Origin of the sequence: Peptoniphilus senegalensis JC140, assembly GCF_000321025.1 — a bacterium.
GTDB lineage: Bacteria > Bacillota > Clostridia > Tissierellales > Peptoniphilaceae > Peptoniphilus_A > Peptoniphilus_A senegalensis.
On the sequence record NZ_HE610718.1, the window covers coordinates 636,304 to 658,833 of the forward strand.

Consider the following 22,530-nt stretch of genomic DNA (forward strand, 5'->3'; position numbering starts at 1 on the left):
AACAAATAAAATCAAAAAAATGCAAAATATTGATTTTATTATGAAATTTTCAAATAGAAAAATCAAAAAACAGGAGAATTTTAATTTAATTTTTTAAATATCTCATTAAAAAATTAAGAAATTACAAAAATTTAAGAATATTAAAATAATTTTAGGCAAATAAAAAAAGCTGTGTCATAATGGCACAACTTTAAGAAAAACTATTGAGCTTCAGAATATCCAAGATTTTTTGAAAATTCAATACCGCATTTTTTCACTGCTTCTATATATTCTTTTTTTGATTTTTCTGTAACTCTTTCTCTTGGAATAACTACTCCAATTGCTCCAACTAAGTCATCCTTATAATTAAAGACAGGAGCACCAATGCCAATGGCATCTTCAATATATTCTGAATCGGACACAGAAATTTTTTTGTTTCTAATGTCCATTAAATCTTTTCGCAAGATTTCCTTATCAACAGGAGCATCTAGGTAGTCGGAGAGTTCCTTTTTTAAGTAATAGTTGATATAATCATTGGGTTGAAAAGCCAAGATTGTCTTTCTAATTGCACCCTTGTGAAGATCAATCTCAATGCCAAAATTTTCTACGATTTTTAGAGTGTGCTTGCCTTCTGCTTTGGAAAGCATAAGTCCCTTGTCTCCAGATTTTATTATGAAAAAAGAATCTTCTAGAGTTATGTCAGATAAATTTTCAAGGACATCTTTACCAACAGCTTGTGGGTCCAACTTTGAGGATGCCTTTATGCCTAGGGGTATAAGAGATGGACCAAGGGCATAAAGATGAGTCCTATCGTCCTTTGAGACATATCCAACATCAATAAGTGTAGATAAAATTCTGTGGGCTGTGCTTGGCGGTATATTTAAAAATTCAGAAATTTCTGCAATTGTAAGTTCGCGATTTTCATTTTTTAATATATCTAAAACATTTGCTGCTTTAACTAAACTTTGAATCATTGTTTCACCTTCCAATAAAATTATATCATATAATGGAAAGTATTTCACTAAAGGAAATAAAAAGCATATTTTAATAGTAATATTTTATAAAAAAATATAAAGATATGCCAGATGTATAATCTAGCATATCTTTTAATATAGAAAGGTTAACACGCGACTTAACGTAATTGACAAGTGTCAATTTATTTTTAGCTTTGTCTATTATAATAAAGTCCCATCCATTAATATAGCTATTGCAATAGTTATTTGTATTTAACTTTTTATTCAAAAAGAATAAGGTTATTAGAGAACCTTCTTGAAGGTTATTTTCTAAATATGATTGTAGATTTAGATGGGACAATATTAGCATAAAGTTGTTGTCTTTTTTCAAATTATCTAATTCTTTTTTATCAAAAGAACTGATAGAATTGTATATTTTTTTATCGCAAATTCTAAATTCAAATATATTTATTTCATCTGAAGTATTATAAAGATAAAAAGTTTTTTTATCTTCAAATATTAAAGATTTTTTATCTTTTAAATTTAAAAGTCTATAAATATAGTTATTTTGAAAATAAGAATCTATTGGTAATAATAAAAAATTTAGTAAGATAATTAAAGTTAAAAATAAAAAAGTTTTATTTTTATCCTTCATAATAAGGTAATTGTTCCTTAAATCCTTTTTTATCATTTTGGTACCAATACTTTAAATGTTCTATTGCTTCATGAGCTTTAGATTTTGCAGCTAAATCAGAATTGAACCCTTGATGGGCTTGTACATAAAAATTTTCTTGTAACGAAATTGAATTGTTAATAATTTCTTTAGCAGCTAAAACATCGATATTATTAGATGTATTTTGACTTCTTAAGTCTTCTGTTAATTCAGCTTCATGACTAAAAACATCTAATCCTAAACCGAGTATTTTATTTTCTCTATATAATTTTAAAAGAACATTTTCAGGAGCGATTTCTCCTCTAGTAACATTGATAAATATAAAATTCTTTTTGTTTTTTCTCAAATATTCCTCATTAAAATAATTTACATTGTAAAATTTAGAATCTTTTATTTTTGTTAAATTCATTACATTTACTATAATATCTGATTCTAATATGGCATCTTCTTTACATACAAAATTAAAATCTTTATATTTTTCCATAGATTTTAATTCTTCACTTCTAATATCTACGGCTTGAACAGTAAAACCTATATCTTTAAAGTATTGGTATACTTTAGAACCGATTTTACCAACACCATAAACTGTTACAATTCTGTTTTTACTAATTTCAATAAATGAATTAGTTTTATTCCTTTCAAAAGACTGAGTATTTTTAATATATTCGTTTAACAAACCGCAAGTACATAGTCCAAATTTTAGAGCAGTTTGAGCAACAGCATTGACACAATATTCTCGAAGAGATGCAATATTCAATTTGTCTTGATATTCTTCAAGATGATCATACCCAGCACTTCTTGTAATAATATTATTTTTATGTGTACTGTTAATATATTTCTCAGGTAAAATTGAGTGTGTTTTTGTAGTTATAATTTCAGGTAACTCAATATTATTTTCTGATAAATATTCTTGAACTGTTAAAGGAGTTATAAGCGAGTTAAAATTTTTGGGCAAAATATTTTCTTTAATTAAATTATTTGTTTCTATTTCTAGATAGTTAGCTTCTTTTCCCAAAGCTTCAAAATGTATAATATCATAACTCATAGGGCACCTCATTTATGTTGATTTCCTTGCATTTTTCCTGGTGTCCACCATTTAAACACAAGAGCAATAACCGTAAGCACAATAAAGGCAGCCCACATTACTAGAGTTGTGTACATAGGGTATCTTCCACCAAAACTTATAAAAAGTGGTGGCAAAACTTGTAATGCAATAGCTATTGGACGATTTAATAAATCAGTAAGCCCAGTATCTTCCAAACCTCTAGATTTTTGATCGGGGTCAACAACTCTATTTAATAAAACACCAGTAGCAACAACCCCATTTGATCTACCAAAGTTTAATATTCCTCTTTCAAACCAATTTTTAGATGAAGCATATTTACTAACACATAAGAACCACATTACATTTAGAATAAATCCAAATATAAATGTAATTGCTAGTGGTGCTAGATTTGATGCAATTACACCAAGATTTAATGAAGAAACAGCAGAAACTACTAATAAGTCTGTAGAAGAACCACTAATTCTTTGCATTGTAGGTCTGTCCACATACTCCTGAGTTCCAGTAACTTTAATAATTCCTTGAACTAAGTAACCAGCAGCTAAGGCTAGAACAAATACAGGAATTGACAACCAATCTATCTTGCTTTTAATGAATACAGAAGCAACTCTTCCCAAATATGCAGCAAATAATGCTATGGATAAGTGGAAAACTAATGAATCTAATGACATATTAGAAACAGTAAGATTTCCAGAAGATTTTTGTTTATCTTTAGGAATTAAACCCTTTTTTATTTCTTCTGGTAGTTCTTTTGGAGAATCAACAAAGTTTGTATACTTCTTTCTAGTTCCCCAGTTTATTAACATCATTCCTACAATAATACCGCCAACTAAACCAACGGTAGCAGACGTATTGCCTAGATCCAAAAATTCAGGGTATCCCATTTCCTTATACATAGCACCAAGGGCTGCAGCAGTTCCATGACCGCCATAGAAGCCTGTAGCTAAAACGAGACCGAAAGAATCATGTAGATTCCATATTTTATTCAATATGCCCAATGTTAAAGCCATACCAGCTGCATATTGAAGGATTAGAATGCCTGTATTTTGATAAAAGAATCCTCCTACTCCTTTTAAGTCTTCTTTTGTAAAAGAATCATCTCCAATAGGAGTGCAAGCAAAAACGATTGCTATAAGTACACCAGAGTACTTAGACAATTGATCAGAGAAAGGTAAAATATTAAAGCCACTAGGGCCTAAAGCTAATCCTATGAATCCTCCAATCAATGATGCGGGCATAAGTAAGCTTTGGAAAATTTTTACTTTTGCCCTTAAAAATTGACCAATTACCATTAATAAGCCTAGTAAAGCAGCATCTTGCAATAAGTCCCATAATGAAAATTCCATAAATTCACCTCAAAAGTAAAATTATCCGGATATTTATAATTTTTATCTTTAATTAGATAAAGAATAGAATTCTATAAAACTATTATAATGTGACATAATGGAACTTGTCAAGGGAATAATCAAAAATAATCGTCAATACGGAACATAAGGTAAAATAAAAAAATTATTGTGATATATTTTAGTTAGTTTTTATATTAGGTGAGTTTATGACGTTTGGAGATAATATTAAAAGTCTAAGAATAGAGAGAAATTTGACTCAAAAAGATCTTGCGGGGAAATTAAATTTATCCAGACCAACCATTGGGAGATATGAAACTGATGAAAGGTTTCCAGATAAAGAAACAATAATTAAACTTGCAGAATTGTTTGATGTTTCCATAGACGAAATGTTTGGTAGAAAAAATTCTAAAAATAATCATGTTTTTATGGAAGATCAAAGTTCATTTAAAGAAAATAAAATTTATAATATACTTTGTCAAAAAGATATTGATAGAACTTTTTTGAATGACGAAACTTTCATAGAAGATCTTATTGAATTTGGTTATAAAGCAGCTATAAAAATAAAATTAGCTAAAGAAAAAAGTAAATAATATATGAAAATCTACAGTTAGTCTGTAGATTTTTTATTTCTAATTCGAAATAATTCAAAATAGAATTGACTTTTAATAAAAATTTTATATAATTAAATTAAACATTTAGATAATTATCAAAATAGATTAGAAGGTGCAATATGTTTTCTGAAACTTTTAAAGCCCTATCAGATCCTGTAAGGCTTGAAATTTTAAATATGTTGAAAAAAAATGGGAGAATGAACGCAGGAGAGATTGCCGATAACTTTGACTTATCAAAGGCGACAATATCCCATCATCTAAAAATGCTAAAAGACCAGGATTTGATTTACGAAACTAAAGAGAAAAATTTTATTTATTACGAACTAAACACTTCAGTATTCGAAGATATACTTACTTGGATTGTAAAATTTAGAGGAGAAGACAATGAAAAATAAATTTAGATTTAGGAAAAACAGTATAATTTCAGTAATAGCATGTATCTTAATTATGATAATTTTTAATGCCCTATTTTATAACAAAATGCCAGCAGAGCTTCCAACTCACTGGAATTTTCAGGGTCAAGCGGATGACTACAGCTCAAAGTTTCATGCCATGGTAATGCTTCATGGTTTTTTAGTCTTAATGAATTTATTCCTATGCTTTATGCTTGATAATGATCCCAAAAATGAGAGACAGAATAATTTTCTAATGATTATAGGCAAGATGTCCATGCCAATAATCATGTTTGTAGTCTATATTATTACGGTCTTATCTGGACTTGGTAGAGATGTAAATACATCTGTCATCATAGCTCTTTTAATGGGAATTCTATTTATAGCAATTGGAAATTATATGCCAAAGGTCAAGAGAAATTACACCATGGGCATAAAACTTCCTTGGACTTTAAATAGCGACGAGAATTGGAGAAGGACTCACAGATTTGGTGGCATTTGCTTTATATTTATGGGGATATTTTTCTTTGCAGCACCCTTTGTAAAAAGCGAATTAATAATTTTTATCCCTTTGACAATAGTTGTAGTCCTTCCAATGATTTATTCATACTATCTTTACACTAAGGGAATATAACATTAATTTATATTGCATTTAATTTTACAACTTATCATATATTAAAAAGAAAAGTTACAAATATTATTTTATATTTGTAACTTTTTTTGTTTATAAAGTATCTTTAGAAAATTCTAGCAATTCTTCCTTTAATAATGAGATAAAAGCTTTTAAATATAAAGGTTTTTCCAAATAAGGATTAGAAACAATGTCAACACGGAGAGGATAGTTAAAATCTTTAATAGGAAAAAAGTATATTTCATCATTTTGTAAAAAATTATTTGCTAACATTCTTGGGACAATAGCAGATGTAACATTATTTAAACATAAATCAATCTGTACATCGCACTCGCTAGTATGACACACAACATTATTCAATTCTATTCCATGAGTTATTAAGTGCTGCTGTAGTAGTGTATTTAATGCTCCAGTTTCATTATAAAAAGTCATTGGGATATTTTGAAAATATTTTAGATCAACACCTTTTTTAAAATTTTTTAAATCATATTGTGAGAAATTATTTATAAACATTTTTTTATTTATTACAAGATATAAATAATCTTCACAAACATGTTCAATATGAAGTCCTAAATTTAAACTGGTATTTATTCCTAGAAAAATATCTAATTTATTATGCAATAATTTTTTTTCAAGAATTTTAGTATCACCGCTAAAAAATGAAATCTCAACATTTGGGAAAAGTTCATGATATCTTTTTAGTAATAATGGTATTAACAATTTAGATCTTGTAGTGCTCATACCCACAGAAAAAGAACCTTTTCTTTCGTTAGAAAAATCCGAAATACTTTTCATAAGATTTTTTTCAATCAATTCTATATTATTTAAAGAATTAAAAACAACTTCCCCTGCAGGTGTCAGATGCATATAAGGGTTTCTATGAAACAACTTTGTACCATATTCTTCTTCCATTCTTTTAATATGATCACTAACACATTGTTGAGTAACAAAAGCTCTTTTCGCAGCTTTACTTATACTTAAAGTTTCTGCAACTAACAAAAAAATTTTTTGGTTTTGAGTCATAAAACACCTCACAATAAAAATATTAAACAAAATAGAAAACAACAATTATTTTATTGAATTAAATATTATACAATAAAAAATTTAATCATCTAGTATCATTATATCAATATAAAGCATAACAAAACAAGTTAAATATTGTTAATTTTAAAAATATACTTGTTTTATTTTTATAAAAAGGATTGCTAAAGTTAGTGTTAGATAAGGAGGTTTGAATTTGTATGAAAAACTCAATAAAAGAATTTATTGAAGGTTCATTTGATTTACATATTCATTCAGCACCTTCTCATGTTAAAAGAACAATTGATGATATTGATTTAATTAAGAAAGCAAGTACATATAAAATGGCAGGAGTTTTAATTAAAAATCATTATGAAGCAACAAGTGGAAGAGCTGAGTTAATAAATACACATTTTAATTTTTTTACAAAAGCCTATGGAGGAGTTGTTTTAAATAGTACAGTTGGTGGAATTAATCCATATGCTTGTGAAAGTGCACTTAAAATGGGAGCGAAAATTGTATGGTTGCCAACTAGAGATGCAGAGAATTCACTTAGATACGGAAATATGAAAGGTGATTTTTTTAACAGAGAAGGAATATCTGTTATTGATGATAAAGGGAAACTTATTAAAAGCTTCAAAGAAGTTGTAGAAGTTGTTAAAAAATATGATGCAACTTTAGCTACAGGACACATTAGCCTAGAAGAGAGCTTAAAAGTATGTGATTATGCCATTAGAAAAAATGTAAAAGTCATTTTAACTCATCCTGACTGGAGCAGAACTAAAATACCTATGGACATTCAAATTGACTTGGGTAAAAAAGGAGTTTTTATAGAAAAGGTATGGGCAAATTTGGATGATGGAGATTGTAGTTCAGATGAATTTTTAAAGGTAATGAATAAATTGGATTTTAACAATACATTTATTACTACAGACAGAGGATATTACACAAAAAAGCCACCATTTGAATCTTTGGTAGATTGTATAGAATTTCTTATTGAAAAAGGAGTTGACGGTAGAAATATTGAAAAGATATTAAAAATAACGCCGAAAATTATAGTGGAAGGAGTATGAAAATGAAAAGAATAATAAAAATATCTTTAGTACTAATATGTTTTTTTATCTTAGTAGGGTGTTCGAAAAGAGATGATGGAAAAAAAGTTTTTCAAATTGGATTTACAACTGCACCAGTTGAAAATGATCCATACTATATTTTTGCAAAAACTTTTTCTGACATTGTAAAAGAAAAAACAAATGGAAGTATAGTAATAGACATAAAAGGATCTGGACAATTGGGTCAAGAAGGAGAAATGTTTACAGGAATGCAAATAGGAACAACTGATATGGCTATAATGACAAATGCTTATATAAGTGGTTACATACCTCAAGCGGGACTTTTTGATTTACCTTTTATTTTCAAAGATGGAAAGGAAGCAGCTAAAGTTTTAAGTGGGAAACTTGGAAATGAAATATTAAAAGGATATGAAGAGTATGGTATAGAAGGTCTTGCTTATGGCGAAGGAGGATTTAGACATTTAGTAACTTTAAAAAATGAAGTAAAGAAACCTGAAGACTTTCATGGATTGAAGATAAGATGTATGGAAACAGATACTTATATAGCAACCTATCAAGAACTTGGTACGAACGCAGTGCCTATGGCATGGTCAGAAACAATAACTGGTTTGCAACAGGGAACTATAGACGGTTTAGATATACCAGTTAGTGTAATTTATACAAATGGTTTTGCTGATATTGCAAAAGACTTAAATATGACAGGACATTTTTATTCTCCTTTGATTCTATGTGTTTCAAAAAGTGTTTATGATAAATTAGATTCAAAAGAACAAAAGATTCTAAAAGAAGCTGCAATTGAAGCAGGAGAAGCTACAAGAAAAAATAATGCAAGCTTAGAACCTAATATGCTTGATGAGATGGAAGAAAAAGGCATGACAATTGTTCGAGATGTCGATAAAGAAGCTTTTCAAAAAGCTTTTAAAGATTTTTATGACAAGAGAGCTGAAGGAATAGGTAAAGAATATTTAGATGAATTAAGAAAAGAACTTAATTTCTAAGAAAGGAGAAATTTATGGAAAAAGCATACAATATTGTAACAAAAATTTTAAAGTTTGCAATAGTAATTGTTTTTAGTGTTTTAGTAGCATCTTGCGTTCTTCAAGTTTTTACTAGATTTGTTCTAAACTCTTCTTTATCTTGGACAGAAGAATTGGCTAGATATACTTTTATTTGGGCTAATATGCTTGGAGCAATTTTATGTACTAAGAATAAAAGTAATGCGACAGTAAGTGTAATAACGGATAACCTAAGTGCTAAAAATCAAGTTATATTAAGAAAAATTGTTAATGTACTATCCATATTAATAGGCCTGATACTTTTGCTTTATGGAACTAGAGTTGCATGGGCAGTTAGAACTCAATTAAGTCCTGCACTTAGAATTAGCATGAGCTTTGTTTATGGCGCAGCACCTATATTTGGAGCATTGTTAATTTTTTATTGTGTGTATGATATGTGTTCTTCAAAAAATAATGAGGTGATCAAATGATAGGTATAATGTTTATTGTAATGTTTGCTTTGATTTTTATTGGACTTCCAGTATATTTGTCAATCTTAGGATCAGGAAGTATGTTTTTAATAGCGACAGGAATAAAACCACTTTTGTTAGTTAGTCAAAGGATGACAACAGGGCTAGATTCTTTCCCGTTATTAGCCATTCCTCTTTTTGTATTAGTGGGGGAATTAATGGATAGAGGAGGGATTTCTAAGAGAATGATAGACTGGGCAGATTCATTAATGGGATGGGTGCCTGGAGGTTTAGGAGTAGTAACAATTGTATCTTGTGCTATTTTTGCTGCTTTAACTGGATCTGGTCCAGCAACTGTAGCAGCTATTGGTTCAATAATGATACCATCATTAACGAATACTGGATATGATAAAAAAACAGCAGCAGGCATGGTTGCGGCAGGTGGAGCTTTGGGACCTATAATTCCACCTAGTATCCCTATGATTATCTATGGAGTTACTATGGGATTATCTATTCCTAAAATGTTTATTGCTGGTATTATTCCAGGAATAGTTATGATGCTATTACTAATATTCGTTAATTTTATTCTCACAAAAAATAAACCAGAAATATTAAAAAATAGAGAAAAATTCAGCTTTAAAAGATTGTTAAAGAGTACATGGTCAGCATTAGGTGCGTTATTGTTACCGATTATAATATTAGGAGGGATATACTCAGGTGTGTTTACCCCAACGGAAGCTGCTGCAGTGGGAGTTGTTTATGCCCTATTACTTGGATTTTTTATATATCGTGAAATACAAGTAAAAGATCTATCGGATGCATTACTTAAAGCTATGGAAACAGCTGCAATGGTTGGAATAATAATGGGTGCTGCAAATCTATTATCTTGGATTATGTCAGTTAATAATTTTGGAGATATGGTAACTAATGCCTTAGGGTCATTTATAACTACTAAATATTCTTATTTAATTGTTTTAATGATATTATTGTTCTTTGTTGGAGCTTTGATGGATACAGTAGCAGCAATAATCATATTAGCACCAGTACTAGTTCCTTTTGGTATAGAACTTGGTATAGATCCACTTCACTTAGGAATGATATTTGTAATTAATTTGGTAATAGGATATGTTACTCCACCTTTTGGATATAATTTGTTTACAGCACAATCAATAACAGGATTAAAGTTCAACGATATAGTTAAGGGTGTAATACCTTTCTTAATAATTGAACTAGTATCAGTACTATTATTTGCTTTTGTTCCAAATATAATTACATTTGTACCAAATATGTTGGGACTTTAAAATTTAAAAAATTATCAATGGAAAAAGCCTCCAAGTTATATAACTTAGAGGCTTTTATCTGTAAAAAATTTTAAAATTTTCTATTTCGTCTTGAGACTTCTAGGGGAAGTTTTTCTCTTTCTCTTTTTATTTTTTCGTTTTCTAATTTAACTATGGCAAGATTTTTTTCTTCGCCAAGGTCTACTTCAATTTCTCCACCTGGTGCTACACATAGTGAGTGAGCGTAAGCGTTTTTTGAAAGTTCATGGTCTCTTGCTATTGCAGGGGAGACTATATAGCATTGTGTGTCAACAGCTCTAGCTTGGTTTAATAAGTGGAAGTGTCTTTCTCCAGTCTTTTTCATAAAAGTTGATGGCACAAAGATAACCTCTGCACCAAAATCACGAAAACTTTGGAAGAGTTCAGGAAATCGGAGGTCAAAACAAATTGCGAGACCAAAGATTCCGTATTCTGTTTCGAAAACGCCAAGAGATTTGCCAGCGGAAATTGTGTCAGACTCCTTGTAGTCTTCAATGTCAAAGAGATTTATTTTTGAATATCTGTAAATTTCATTGCCACTTTTGTCAAAGACATAGGAGCGATTGTAAATTTTATCGCCAGACTTAATTGGTATTGAGCCGCCAATTAAGTAGACGCCATTTTCTTTTGCAACTTGGCTCATTTTTTTGTAAGTCTCGCCAAAATCTTCTTCTGCAAATTTTGTGAAATAAGAATTTTGGTAGGGGCAGTTCCACATTTCTGGAAGACAAACTACATCAGCACCTTCCTTTTTTGCACGAGACACATATTCTTCCATTGTCTTTAAGTTTTTATTTTTATCGCCAGTGGCTGGCAACTGAATTATTCCTACATTAAAATCTTTCATTTTTACCTCAAATCATGTTAAAAAAGCCAAGGCATAGAACTACAAGTCCAAGGATTATTCTGTAATAACCAAAGGGAATAAAGTCATGTTCACGAACATAGCCAAGGAATTTTTTTATTACTATTAATGCAACGATATACGAAATCACACCACCAAATAAAATCAAAAACCATTGCCAAGCTGTAAAGGAAAAGCCAATTTTAAAAATTTTAAGGGCAGTTGCACCAAGCATAGTTGGGACTGCAAGATAGAAAGAAAATTTTGCAGAGCTTGTCCTTGAACAGCCAAGTAACATTGCACCGATAATTGTTGCAGCAGAGCGAGATGTTCCTGGCACCATGGCAAGGCATTGGAAAAATCCAATTAAAAAGGCTGTTTTTAATGTTATCTCGTCTAAATTTTCATATTTAAAAACTTTATTTTTATTATTTTTTTCCATGAAAATAATTACTAGGCCATAAAAAATCAGTGTAATAGAAACTGTAGTAGTATTAAAGAAGTGAGCGTCGATAAAGTCATCTAGCAAAAATCCAAAGAAAGCTGCGGGAAGAAATCCTACGATTATCTTTGCAATTAGTCTCATAGTTTCCATATCTCGGTACTTAAATTTTTCTTTAAAACTTAAACTTTCATAATTTTCTTCGCCAATTACTGGCACAATTTTGCCTTTTGCAATTGGATTTACATCGTAAAAATATAAATAAACAACAGCTAGTATTGCACCAAGCTGAATAATTACATTAAAGGCGTTGGAAAAAGCTTGTGGCTCAAGCTTTAGAAAAGTGTTAGCTATAATTAAATGTCCTGTAGAAGAAATTGGAAGAAACTCTGTAAGTCCCTCAATTATTCCAAGAAAAATTACTTTTATTAAATCTAAAATCATATTTACCTCCAAATTTATCAAAGATATTATAACATTTGTGGCAAAAAAAATAAAAGGCTCTCGCCATAAAGACAAGAGCCTTAAAAATTTTATTCACTTCTTTGTAAATTCAAAAATTTTGTGAATTCTTTCTTAAACATCAACTCAACTGTTCCCGTAGGTCCGTTTCTATGTTTTGCAATAATAACTTCGCCAATATTTGGCTTTTCTGATTCTTCCTTTGTGTAATATTCATCTCTGTATAAAAACATTACTATGTCAGCGTCTTGTTCAATTGCACCGGATTCACGAAGATCTGACAAGATTGGTCTGTGGTCAGTTCTTAGCTCTGGTGCACGAGAAAGTTGAGAAAGTGCAATAACTGGCACTTCAAGTTCCTTGGCTATTGCCTTTAAATTTCTTGAGATGGCAGAAATTTCTTGTTGTCTTGATTCAGCTCTAGAGCTCATTTGCATAAGTTGGAGATAGTCTATTACTATTAAGTCAAGCCCTTTTTCCAATTTCATTCTTCTGCACTTTGCCTTTAATTCAAGAGGCGAGATTCCAGCTGTATCATCAATTTCCATTTTTAAATTTGAGACAATAGGCATTGTATTAATTATTTTTGTCCACTCTTCTTCATTTAAGTTACCAGAAATAACTTTTTGTAAATCTACATGGGCATTTGATGAAATAATTCTTTGGAAAAGTTGGTTCTTACTCATTTCAAGAGAAAAAACTGCTACAGAGGCTCCACCTCTTAGCGCTGCATTAGTGGCAATATTTACCATGAGGGCAGTTTTCCCCATAGAAGGCCTTGCTGCAAGAAGAATTAAGTCTGACTTTTGTAGACCAGAAATTTTCCTGTCAAGGTCCACAAATCCAGTAGTAAGTCCAGTTAAGGCATTAGGATTTTGTGCCTTCTTTTCCAAATCAGAAAAGGATTCAAGTGCAATATTTTTTATGTTTACAAGACCATTTTTTGTAGAGTCTTGCGTAATATCGAATACAGATTTTTCTGCAAGTTCAATTATAAGGTCTGCCTTTGCATCTGATGAATAGGCAGCAGAAATAATTTTGTCAGAGGCATTTATTAATTCTCTGAGGATTCCCTTTTCCTTAATAATTTTGCAGTAAGACCTTATATTTGATACAGCAGTAACATTAGAAGATAAATCGGCAAGATAAGTTATGCCACCAACTTCTTCCAATGAGTCAGTTTTCTTCAGCTCTTCTGCAATTGTGATTACATCAGCAGGTTCGTTTCTGTTATAGATATTTAAGATTGCATCGTAAATTTTTCTGTGAGCGTCTTGATAAAAATCTTCTGTCCTTAAAATTTCAATTGATGCAGTGATAGCTTCCTTTGATAACATCATAGAGCCAAGGGCAGATTCCTCTGTCTCCAAGCTGTGAGGAGGCATTTTTAAATTTTCAACAGAATTTAGATTTAATTCGCCATTTACATCCATATCAATCAAGATTCCGGTCTAACATTAACCTTTAAAGTTGCAGTCACGTCTGAGTATAATTTTATGTCGATATTTTTCATTCCAGCTTCTTTAATGTTTTCAGCTAAATCAATTTTTTTCTTGTCAACTTCAATTTTGTATTCGCTTTTTAAATTTTTTGCAATATCTTGTGATGTTATTGCACCAAAAAGTCTTCCGCCTTCGCCAGCTTTTGCCTTAATAGTTAAAGTTATTTCTTCGATTTTTTTCTTAACTTCATTAGCCTTTGCACGATTTTCCTTTTCTAACTTTTCTTCTTCAATTTTATTTTTCTTCCATGTCTCCATATTTTCTGGAGTAGCTTCAATGGCAACTCCTCTTGGAATTAAAAAGTTACGAGCATAGCCAGTCTTTGCGTTAACTATACTTCCTTTAGTGCCTAAGTTTTTGTCGTCTTTTAATAAAATTACTTTCATCTTATTCCTCGTTTCTATTATCTTCTAAATATTCTTCAATAGCTTCTATTAAAATCTTTTCTGCTTTGTCTAAGTCTTCAGTATCAAGTTGTGCACCAGCCATATTTAAGTGTCCGCCGCCACCAATTTTTTCAAGTATTAGTTGAACTGAAACAACTTCTCCACGAGATCTGCCCGAAATGTGAGTTTTTCCATCCTTAATTGTGAGTACAAAAGATGCATCAATACCATTTATATCTAGTAGGGCATCGGCAGCTTGCGCCGCAACGAGGACAGAATTATTTGCCTCTTTTTCAAAACGAGATACAGCAATATTGTCGTGGATAATCTTTGTGTTGTGGATTACATCTGCTCTGTAAAGCAAGGTGTCTAAATCGTCTTGGAATAGCGCCTTAACTTTTATCATGTTGGCACCAGCTCTTTTTAAAACTGAAGCAGCTTCAAAAGTTCTCACACCAGTTTGGAAGGAGAAATTTTTTGTGTCTACAACAATTCCACTCATGAGAGCATCAGCTTCAAAGTGAGTCAAGTTTAAGTCATCAGACATATAAGTTAGCATTTCTGTTATAAGTTCACAAGTTGAAGAGGCATAGGGTTCTACATAACTCAGAACTGGATTTTCAACAAATTCCTTGCCACGTCTGTGGTGGTCTATTACAACTATTTGACCAGTCTTTTCTAAAAGTTCAGGACATTCTGTAAAGGAAGGCTTGTGGTTGTCCACCAAAATTATTAGAGAAGAGTGCTTTATCTTATTTAGAGCAGTTTCTCTTGAAATTACTTTTTCGTAAAGTTCGGGTTCTTCTTCCTTCATTCTGTCAATTAAATTATCAATAGATGGATTGGACTTTTCAAGAACGATAAAGCCTTCTTTGTTTCTGTTTAAAGTTGCACGAAGGCAACCGATAGCAGCCCCAATAGCATCCATATCTGGATTTTGATGACCCATGATGTAGACATTTTCGGATCTTTCAATAAGTTGCTTTAAGGCTTCGCCAATTACTCTTGCCTTAACCTTATTTCTCTTTTCAACAGCCTTTGACTTTCCGCCGAAGAACTCATAATTATCATCTACCTTTACAACAGCTTGGTCACCGCCACGACCTAGTGCTAGGTCAAGCGATGAGTCAGACTCAATATAGGCGTCTTTAAAGTTTAGTCCAAAGGAAGAAACCCCAATGGATAAAGTTATAGGAATTGAGTTTCCTTTGTTTAAATCTCTCAAGTCATCTAAGATGTCAAACCTTTTATCTTTAATAGAATTTAAGGATTTAAAGTTCATGACAACAAGATATAAATCTTCGTCTACTTTTCTCACAAGAGCATCATATTCCTCAAAGTATTGAGAAATAGTTGAGTCAATCTCTGCAATTAAAAGAGGTCTAATTTCTGATGGAGCAGAGCTTACTGCCTCATCAAAATTGTCCACTTCAATTTTTGCAATAATTGGATACTCAAGCTTGTATTTGTCCTTTAAATTTTTGTAGGCAGTGTCATCTACAAAGTAAAGTAAAACAGATTTGCCATCGCCCTTTTCAGATTTGTTGTCCACAACATTTGTGTAGACATTAAAAAATCTCTTGTTAATCTCTATGGGAAGTGTATTAGCTCCACTTCTATTTAAGATATTTGAGACGTCAATATCCTTAACTAAATTTTCAAGGTCTCTGTCGATGACACTCTTTTCATCAAATAAACTAATAAAAGGAGTATTATACCAGAGAATTTTTGCCTTTTCGTCAGTAACTACAAGGGGAAAGGGCATATCAAAAATTGCTTTCTTAGTTAAAGAATCAAATTTTTCATTTAAGTTTTCAATGTGTTTAATAGTCTCCTCATTCTTATTATTGATCTCAGAATAAGTTATATAAAATACATAAGCCAAAGCTAAAGCTGAAATAAAACCAAGAATTGGTTTTAGTATCATTAAGATTATAACTACTATAAGTCCAAAAATAAGATAGGGGAGAAAATCACTAATTTTGTATTTATCTTTCATAGCATACCCACTTAATTAATTTTTCTAAAGTTAACAATTTGGTCAAGTGCACCAATTATCATCACAAATATTTGTAGTGTTGATATTGCAAGGCAAAGACCAATTAATAGATACTGTAAAAAACTCTTAAAGCCAAGTCTTGTCATAAAAAATTTAAGGACGCTTATGCCCGCTACAAAGAGCATAAAATAAATTAGACTCATTAAATTAATCATAAAAACTTGACCGCTAGGACCAAAATAATCTCCAGTCAAAGTAAAAACTGCAATAGTAGCAATTGAGAGCATAATAATTTCTTTTGGAAATTTTAAAAATTCAAGAGAGGAAGGTTGGATTATAAATCTTCCCTTTGAAAGTAGAGTCCTACCAGCTGTGGTGTAAGTTATATAGGAAGTGACAAGAGAAATTATTATTAAAGTAGAAGGAAGAGTTTGTAGAAAACTCTTGTAATAAATTTCTGCACTTTGAGTAAAATTTGATAAGTCACCTTGAGAAAAGCCAGCTTCCTTAGCAATATTTGTATAAAAACTTGTAATTGCATTTATAGTTTCTCTTGAATTTAGTACATCACTATTTATGCCAAAGGCAAATAATAGAACCATTATTGATGTAAAAAATATAAGAGATGTTGCGAAAATTGTAGTTGCAACACTTCTATTTGTAGTAATCATATAGTGAAAAATCAAAATAAAGGGTCCAAAAATTGTAAAAATAATTATTGCCTCCATTGGTCCTAAGATGACACCAATTAGGAGGACAACAGCAATTAATGTAGCCATCACTTTTATAATTCCTTCTTTGATGGACTCAGTTACATACATAGAAGGAAATAAAATATAAAAAAAGGGAAAAATCATTCCAAGCATGGAAATGATTATAGACCTTGTAAAAAGTCTAAAGAGTCCCTTAAAATCAGTTTCTTTTTCCAATAAATCAACTCCAGTCTCTTTCATTCATTTTACCACAGAATTATAATTTGATAAAGAAATCTAATTTGTGGTAAAAATTTTATATTATATGGTAGAAAATAAAAATGCCAGAGTAAACCCTAGCATTAAAAGTTAGTAGATAATTAAGTTTCCATCATCTTAGTACATAAAGAAACTATTGTAAATTCCATCCTGGCTTTCCTCTAAGTCTTTTATAAAGTATTTTATATTTTCCATAACCTCATATGTTATTTCTAAATCTTCATAGTGAAATGTAATGCCAGATATAATTATTTTATTTTCTTTCATAGAATTCTCCTTTATTTCTCAAAGCAATTTTATAGGATTTACATATAAAAAGATAACTTAAAATGAGAAAAAATTATATAGAGAAAAAGCTCCTAAATCTAGGAGCTTTATAAAATACAATTAATTTCTAAAATATGCTAAGAAGAGAGCACCTGGGCCTGTGTGAGTTCCAACTACACTTCCTATTTGTATAAATTCTGGAGAAGAAATCTTGTCTTCCCACAAATCTTTAGTCTCTCTCAAATACTTTTCAATCTTTTCACTATCTCTTCCTGTGTAGCCAAGTTTAAGTGGCATTGAAAAGTCAATAGAGCCATGTTTTTTTATCTCGCTAATAAATAAGTTGTTTGCATTTTTTATTCCCTTTGCTTTGCCAACAGATTCTATTGCACCATCTTCCATGGAAAGGAGAACCTTGACAGAGAAAATTCCGCCTAGAAGAGCAGATGCCTTGGAGATTCTTCCGCCTCTTTCAAGATATTCCAAAGTGTCTACTAAAACAACAAGTCTAAGCTTCTTTTTTGCATCTTCCAAAATATTTGCGATTTCTCTTGCTGACTTTCCTTCATCTACAAGTCTTAATGCATATTCGACGAGAGCACCTTCTGCGTTTGAAACATTTAAGCTGTCCACAATAAAAATTTTATCTTCAAGACCTTCGCTTGCAAGTTTTGCACTTTGATAAGTTCCAGATAATTTTGCTGATAGGACAATGACAACAGCCTCATCGCCATTATCAATAACTTTTTTGTAGGCTTCCATAAAAGCCATAGGTGTTGGTTGACTTGTTTTTGGGAACTCTTCCTTTTTTTCAAGCCTTTCATAAAATTCGTCCTTTGTAATATCTACTGAATCTAAAAAGTCTTCATCTCCAAAAGTTACGTGAAGGGGCACTACAATTAAGTCCTTCTTAATATTTTCTTCTATGTCACAAGTTGATCCTACAATTATTTTTACTGCCATATATTACCTCGCAATTTAAAACTAATATTTATCTAAATTTGAAAAAACTATTCAAATTAATTATTTGCAATTATTTTCTTCTATCAATAATTTTCCAATATTTTCTGAAAGGGTATCGAGAACTTCATAAAAAATTTTTTTCTTTTCCTTTGAAATATTTTTATTGGCAAGCTCCATATAACTTATTGTTTTTTCGCTAATTTGAGAGCCCATAAATCTTCCTTTTTCTGTTAGATAGAAGCATCCGCCGTAGTTGTTTTTATTATTTGATTTTTTCTCAACGATTCCTGATTTTATCATTTGATTTAAGTTTCTCGAAACATCAGACTTGTCTTTACCGCTTATTTTCACAAGTTCACTAGAATTAAGCTTTTCGTTATCATATAGGGCAAGCATATAGATGAGTTGACTTGAGTTTAAACCAAAATCTCTCATGACTTGGCTTGCTATCTTTTGCCAGTTTTTTACAATAGTAAAGACTTCATTGGAAAAGTAATTAAATCTATCGAGCATAAACACCCCACTATATTATGATACAAATTTTAGTATAAATAACACTTGTTGAGATGTCAACATTTGATTTTTTAAAAATTTTATAAAATATTTGTGTTAAGATATTTTAAAAGATGAAATTTCTTAAAGGAGATGATTTTATTAATAGATATTCAAAAATTACAAATAAGACAAAAAGAGAAATCGTCCTTTTAAAGGCTAAACCTTGCAAGTGGGGCAAGTGTACTTTTTGTGATTATATAGAGGATAACGAAGTGGACAATAAAAAAATTGACGATATAAATCTTGAAGTCTTAAAAAATGTAACAGGAGAATTTGGAGTCTTAGAAGTCATTGACTCGGCATCGGTTTTTGATTTGACACAAAATACTCTTAGAGAAATAAAAAGAATTGTAGAAGAAAAAAATATTAAGAGATTATTTTTTGAAGCCCACTGGATTTATAGAAATAGACTTGATGAAATGAGAGACTTTTTTAAAGTTCCCATAACTTTTAAAACTGGCATAGAAACTTTTGACAATGATTTTAGAGAAAGAGTCCTAAAAAAGGGTGCAGACTTTAAAGATTATAGAGAAGTGAAAAAATATTTTGATTCGCCTTGCGTCATGGTAGGCATAAAAGGTCAGACAAGAGAAATGATAGATAGGGACATGGAGATTATAAAAAAATTCTCTCACGCAACAGTAAATATTTTTATAAACAACTCCACAAATATAAAAAGAGATGATGAGCTTGTAGCATGGTTCGTGGAAAAATATAAATACTTAGAAGATGACCTTAATGTAGATATTTTATTTGAAATAACAGACTTTGGTGTGGGCTGAAAAAGACGCTGTAGATAAACAGCGCCTTTTTTCATTCATACTTATTATATTTTAATATTTTATAAATAGTTAAAATAGATAAGGAACTAAGAAAAATAAAAACATGATTTTGTGGTGAGTTAGATGTCATGGGAGAAATAAAGTCTTCTATAAAGAAATCTATCAAAACTAAAATAATATAAATTATTGCAATGTCTTTTATATTTTTATTTATTTTAAATCTAAACATGCTTTCACATTTGATTAAAATGATTGTAGTTAATAAGCTATACGCGAGTACAATTAATTTATTTAAGGGATAAAATAAATTAATACATCCAAAAGTTATGAATATTAAAAAATATAAAATAAATATAATTTTATTTTTTACCATGGTACATTAACATTCAGATAGCCATTCCCTTTATTAGCATCAAGATGGTTATCTATAAATTTAGCTACTGCAATTCCGGGATCAAAAATATTGTCTATTATAATTCCAGCGAATCTACCAGCATGAGCTAGCATTCCTTTTAAACCCCAGTCAGAAAGCTTTTTTACAACTTTCGCAACAACTTTTTTTCTATTATTTCTTTTGCTTTTTCTACGCCATATTTTTTTTGAGCTTTTTAATTCCTGCATTTGCTAATCCGCCTTCACCAGTAGCCAATAAGGCTAAATCTATTACAATATTCAAAGCTTTTCCAGCTTTATCAACAGAGATAACCTTTTTTACACTTCTTAAATAAGGATCGTTAAAAGTTTTTAGAACTTCTAAAATTTCTTCTTTTTCTTCTGTGGATTTAGTTTCTTTTGATACTAAGTAGTCTAATAGTTTAGATTCTTCATCTGTAAGAAGATCTTCATCAAAGTTTTTTTCTAATATTGAATTTGCGAGAGAACCATTGTAATTTTTTTCTTTGAAGTTAACACAGTCATTGATTTCAGGAAGAGCCTCAGTATTTTTGGATTGTGCAAAAACAGGTATGGATGATGCAAGTATAGAAACGGAGAATAAAATAATTGTACTTTTTTAAAATTTTTATTCATGTAAACCGCCTATTAATTAAAAATTAACAATAAAAAAATAACATAAGAAACAGCTAATGTCAACATTAAAAATAATAAAAATACCCGATGGAATCTTCCACCGGGATTATTTTTGAGAATATTTTATTTTAGATAAATAACATTGTTATCATGTCTTGCACATGAAGTGGTGCATCTGGTCCAACAGGAAGTCCAACTAGGTACCATACTATCATTAGAAGTGTCCAACCAACCAAGAAGAACATTGAGTATGGAAGCATCATTGATGTAAGTGTTCCAAGCCCAGAGTCTTCATCGTATTTTTGCATGAATACTACGATCATTGCAAAGTAAGACATAAGCGGTGTGATAATATTTGTTGAAGAGTCACCAATTCTGTAGGCAACTTGTGTAAGTGCAGGTGAAAGTCCAAGATTATACATCATTGGCACAAATATTGGAGCCATAATCGCCCATTTTGCAGAAGCTGATCCCATAAATAGGTTTAAGAAAGCTGAAAGCAAGATGAACATAATTAATAGTGGAAGGCCCTTTAAGTTAATTGACTCTAAGAAATCTGCTCCGTTTTTTGCAAGAATTAGACCCAAGTTTGTTTGTTCGAAATATTTTACGAACTGTGCTGCAAAGAAGGCAAGTACAAGGTATCCACCCATGCCCTTCATCGCCTTTGTCATTGCATCAACAAGGTCGTGGGAAGTTTTTATTGTTCCAACAGTTTTACCATAAGCAATACCAGGAATCATGAAAAGTAGTAGCATTCCAGGTATAAGTCCGTGACCTAAGAAGTTTTTAAGTGTCATTGCATTTTTAGATTCTTCAAAAGATCTAAATGGTGCGTTTGCAGGGAACATCAAAAATGCCATTATTGCGCAGAATATAATAAGTGCTATAAGTGCATTTCTAAGACCTTTTCTTTCAAGATCTGTAACAGGTGTTTCGTCTGCCTTATAAGAACCGTGATATTCTCCCAAGTTCTTTTCTACAATTTTAGTAGTTACAAAAGTACCAACGATTGTGATTAAGAAAGTTGATACAAATAGGAAGTACCAGTTACAAGTAGCTGCAAGAGTCAAGTCTATGCCACCAGCTTTTAGGGCTTCATTTGTAATATTTGTTAATAGTGGGTCAGTAGTACCTAGAGCTAAGTTGGCAGAGAAACCGCCACTTACGCCTGCAAAAGCTGCAGCTATACCAGCAAGTGGGTGACGACCTGCATTTGCAAATATAAGTGCTCCTAGTGGAACTACTACTAAGTATCCAGCATCAGATGCGATATTTGACATTACACCAGCAAATACAACTGTTGCAGTTAGAAGTGTAGGGTTTACATTTGATAAAAGCCTTTTCAAAGCTGCATTAAAAAGTCCGCTGTTTTCAGCAACACCAACACCGAGCATAGCCACAAGAACTGTTCCTAGTGGAGCAAAGCCTGTAAAGTTTTCTGTTGCAGAGTTAAAGATGTAAGCAAGACCTTCCCAGTTAAGTAAAGAAACTGCTTCTTTAGTTACTTCTTCTTTAGCTTTTGCGTCGAAATATGTAACGCTCAAGCCAGATTTTGCTGCGAAATATGATACTATGATTACGATTACACTAAGTATTGCAAAAATCATGGCAGGGTGAGGTAATTTATTACCAATTCTTTCTACGCCTTTCAGAAAGCCGCCAACATCATTTTTGTCTCTAATTTTTTTGTTTTGTTCTTTCATTCAAATCCTCCTCATTAATAAAATAATATTCTCTACTAAATATTATAGTATTTTTGTTATGTTGGCAACAATTATTTAAGAATATTACTATTTTTTA

The 22,530-nt window shown here is 30.9% G+C and carries 24 protein-coding genes; 8 read left to right on the forward strand and 16 right to left on the reverse strand.

What is annotated here, in order from left to right; genetic code table 11:
- Positions 1-200 precede the first annotated feature (200 nt).
- The 4 genes from PTSHG_RS07470 to PTSHG_RS07485 form a co-directional block, all read right to left on the reverse strand.
- Complete coding sequence (locus PTSHG_RS07470) at positions 201-953, reverse strand: IclR family transcriptional regulator (RefSeq protein WP_019108271.1); 753 nt, start codon at positions 951-953, stop codon at positions 201-203.
- Between the two features lie 70 nt (positions 954-1,023).
- Positions 1,024-1,587, reverse strand: a complete 564-nt coding sequence (locus tag PTSHG_RS07475) for a hypothetical protein (RefSeq protein ID WP_148498688.1) — start codon at positions 1,585-1,587, stop codon at positions 1,024-1,026.
- The gene (locus PTSHG_RS07480; RefSeq protein ID WP_019108273.1) at positions 1,577-2,650 is read right to left on the reverse strand and encodes an NAD(P)-dependent oxidoreductase; all 1,074 of its coding nucleotides are present in this window, start codon (positions 2,648-2,650) and stop codon (positions 1,577-1,579) included. The genes PTSHG_RS07475 and PTSHG_RS07480 overlap by 11 nt, the downstream gene beginning before the upstream one ends.
- 8 nt (positions 2,651-2,658) lie before the next feature.
- Positions 2,659-4,014 (reverse strand): sodium/glutamate symporter, encoded by a 1,356-nt coding sequence (locus PTSHG_RS07485; RefSeq protein ID WP_019108274.1) that lies wholly within the window; start codon positions 4,012-4,014, stop codon positions 2,659-2,661.
- 206 nt (positions 4,015-4,220) lie between these two features.
- On the opposite strand from PTSHG_RS07485, the gene PTSHG_RS07490 reads away from it, so the two are divergent.
- The 3 genes from PTSHG_RS07490 to PTSHG_RS07500 all read left to right on the forward strand — a co-directional run bounded on the left by PTSHG_RS07490 (position 4,221) and on the right by PTSHG_RS07500 (position 5,651).
- Positions 4,221-4,604 (forward strand): helix-turn-helix domain-containing protein, encoded by a 384-nt coding sequence (locus PTSHG_RS07490; RefSeq protein WP_019108275.1) that lies wholly within the window; start codon positions 4,221-4,223, stop codon positions 4,602-4,604.
- A gap of 140 nt (positions 4,605-4,744) precedes the next feature.
- A complete protein-coding gene (locus tag PTSHG_RS07495) occupies positions 4,745-5,020 on the forward strand; it encodes an autorepressor SdpR family transcription factor (RefSeq protein ID WP_019108276.1) in 276 nt (91 codons plus the stop codon).
- Positions 5,010-5,651, forward strand: coding sequence for an SdpI family protein (locus PTSHG_RS07500; protein WP_019108277.1), 642 nt, complete (start codon positions 5,010-5,012; stop codon positions 5,649-5,651). The genes PTSHG_RS07495 and PTSHG_RS07500 overlap by 11 nt, the downstream gene beginning before the upstream one ends.
- A 90-nt stretch (positions 5,652-5,741) precedes the next feature.
- Here PTSHG_RS07500 and PTSHG_RS07505 read toward each other — a convergent pair whose 3' ends face one another.
- Positions 5,742-6,671, reverse strand: coding sequence for a LysR family transcriptional regulator (locus PTSHG_RS07505; protein ID WP_019108278.1), 930 nt, complete (start codon positions 6,669-6,671; stop codon positions 5,742-5,744).
- A gap of 218 nt (positions 6,672-6,889) precedes the next feature.
- On the opposite strand from PTSHG_RS07505, the gene PTSHG_RS07510 reads away from it, so the two are divergent.
- The 4 genes from PTSHG_RS07510 to PTSHG_RS07525 are packed head-to-tail and all read left to right on the forward strand — an operon-like array spanning position 6,890 to position 10,507.
- A complete protein-coding gene (locus PTSHG_RS07510; RefSeq protein WP_019108279.1) occupies positions 6,890-7,741 on the forward strand; it encodes a DUF6282 family protein in 852 nt (283 codons plus the stop codon).
- A gap of 2 nt (positions 7,742-7,743) precedes the next feature.
- The gene (locus tag PTSHG_RS07515; RefSeq protein WP_019108280.1) at positions 7,744-8,739 is read left to right on the forward strand and encodes a TRAP transporter substrate-binding protein; all 996 of its coding nucleotides are present in this window, start codon (positions 7,744-7,746) and stop codon (positions 8,737-8,739) included.
- 14 nt (positions 8,740-8,753) lie between these two features.
- On the forward strand, positions 8,754-9,227 hold the full coding sequence (locus PTSHG_RS09380) for a TRAP transporter small permease (protein WP_019108281.1): 474 nt from the start codon (positions 8,754-8,756) through the stop codon (positions 9,225-9,227).
- Positions 9,224-10,507 (forward strand): TRAP transporter large permease, encoded by a 1,284-nt coding sequence (locus tag PTSHG_RS07525; protein ID WP_019108282.1) that lies wholly within the window; start codon positions 9,224-9,226, stop codon positions 10,505-10,507. Before PTSHG_RS09380 ends, PTSHG_RS07525 begins: the two co-directional genes overlap by 4 nt.
- Before the next feature lie 70 nt (positions 10,508-10,577).
- Here the strand turns inward: PTSHG_RS07525 and PTSHG_RS07530 are convergent, their stop codons facing one another.
- The 9 genes from PTSHG_RS07530 to PTSHG_RS07570 form a co-directional block, all read right to left on the reverse strand.
- Positions 10,578-11,372, reverse strand: coding sequence for a carbon-nitrogen hydrolase family protein (locus PTSHG_RS07530; protein WP_019108283.1), 795 nt, complete (start codon positions 11,370-11,372; stop codon positions 10,578-10,580).
- A gap of 7 nt (positions 11,373-11,379) precedes the next feature.
- Positions 11,380-12,255 (reverse strand): undecaprenyl-diphosphate phosphatase, encoded by an 876-nt coding sequence (locus tag PTSHG_RS07535; RefSeq protein WP_019108284.1) that lies wholly within the window; start codon positions 12,253-12,255, stop codon positions 11,380-11,382.
- 89 nt (positions 12,256-12,344) lie between these two features.
- Positions 12,345-13,706: a replicative DNA helicase gene (dnaB, locus tag PTSHG_RS07540; protein ID WP_187363558.1), complete on the reverse strand. Its 1,362-nt coding sequence runs from the start codon at positions 13,704-13,706 to the stop codon at positions 12,345-12,347.
- 5 nt (positions 13,707-13,711) lie between these two features.
- Positions 13,712-14,161, reverse strand: a complete 450-nt coding sequence (gene rplI, locus PTSHG_RS07545) for a 50S ribosomal protein L9 (RefSeq protein WP_019108286.1) — start codon at positions 14,159-14,161, stop codon at positions 13,712-13,714.
- A 1-nt stretch (position 14,162) separates the two neighbouring features.
- Positions 14,163-16,160: a DHH family phosphoesterase gene (locus tag PTSHG_RS07550; RefSeq protein WP_019108287.1), complete on the reverse strand. Its 1,998-nt coding sequence runs from the start codon at positions 16,158-16,160 to the stop codon at positions 14,163-14,165.
- 11 nt (positions 16,161-16,171) lie between these two features.
- A complete protein-coding gene (locus tag PTSHG_RS07555; protein ID WP_019108288.1) occupies positions 16,172-17,113 on the reverse strand; it encodes a DUF2232 domain-containing protein in 942 nt (313 codons plus the stop codon).
- A 135-nt stretch (positions 17,114-17,248) separates the two neighbouring features.
- Positions 17,249-17,398 carry a hypothetical protein gene (locus PTSHG_RS09835; protein WP_019108289.1) on the reverse strand — a complete coding sequence of 50 codons (150 nt, stop codon included), beginning with the start codon at positions 17,396-17,398 and terminating at the stop codon, positions 17,249-17,251.
- A gap of 120 nt (positions 17,399-17,518) precedes the next feature.
- Complete coding sequence (locus PTSHG_RS07565) at positions 17,519-18,361, reverse strand: DegV family protein (protein WP_019108290.1); 843 nt, start codon at positions 18,359-18,361, stop codon at positions 17,519-17,521.
- 60 nt (positions 18,362-18,421) lie between these two features.
- Positions 18,422-18,874, reverse strand: coding sequence for a MarR family winged helix-turn-helix transcriptional regulator (locus PTSHG_RS07570; RefSeq protein ID WP_019108291.1), 453 nt, complete (start codon positions 18,872-18,874; stop codon positions 18,422-18,424).
- Positions 18,875-18,987: 113 nt separating this feature from the next.
- Here PTSHG_RS07570 and PTSHG_RS07575 point away from each other — a divergent pair, with 113 nt between their 5' ends.
- A complete protein-coding gene (locus PTSHG_RS07575; protein ID WP_019108292.1) occupies positions 18,988-19,698 on the forward strand; it encodes a radical SAM protein in 711 nt (236 codons plus the stop codon).
- Between the two features lie 366 nt (positions 19,699-20,064).
- On the opposite strand, the gene PTSHG_RS07585 is transcribed toward PTSHG_RS07575, so the two are convergent.
- Both PTSHG_RS07585 and PTSHG_RS07590 read right to left on the reverse strand, forming a co-directional pair.
- Entirely contained in the window at positions 20,065-20,319 is a 255-nt protein-coding gene (locus tag PTSHG_RS07585) for a hypothetical protein (RefSeq protein WP_019108294.1), read from the reverse strand.
- A 536-nt stretch (positions 20,320-20,855) separates the two neighbouring features.
- Positions 20,856-22,433, reverse strand: coding sequence for an AbgT family transporter (locus tag PTSHG_RS07590; protein ID WP_019108295.1), 1,578 nt, complete (start codon positions 22,431-22,433; stop codon positions 20,856-20,858).
- Positions 22,434-22,530 lie beyond the last annotated feature (97 nt).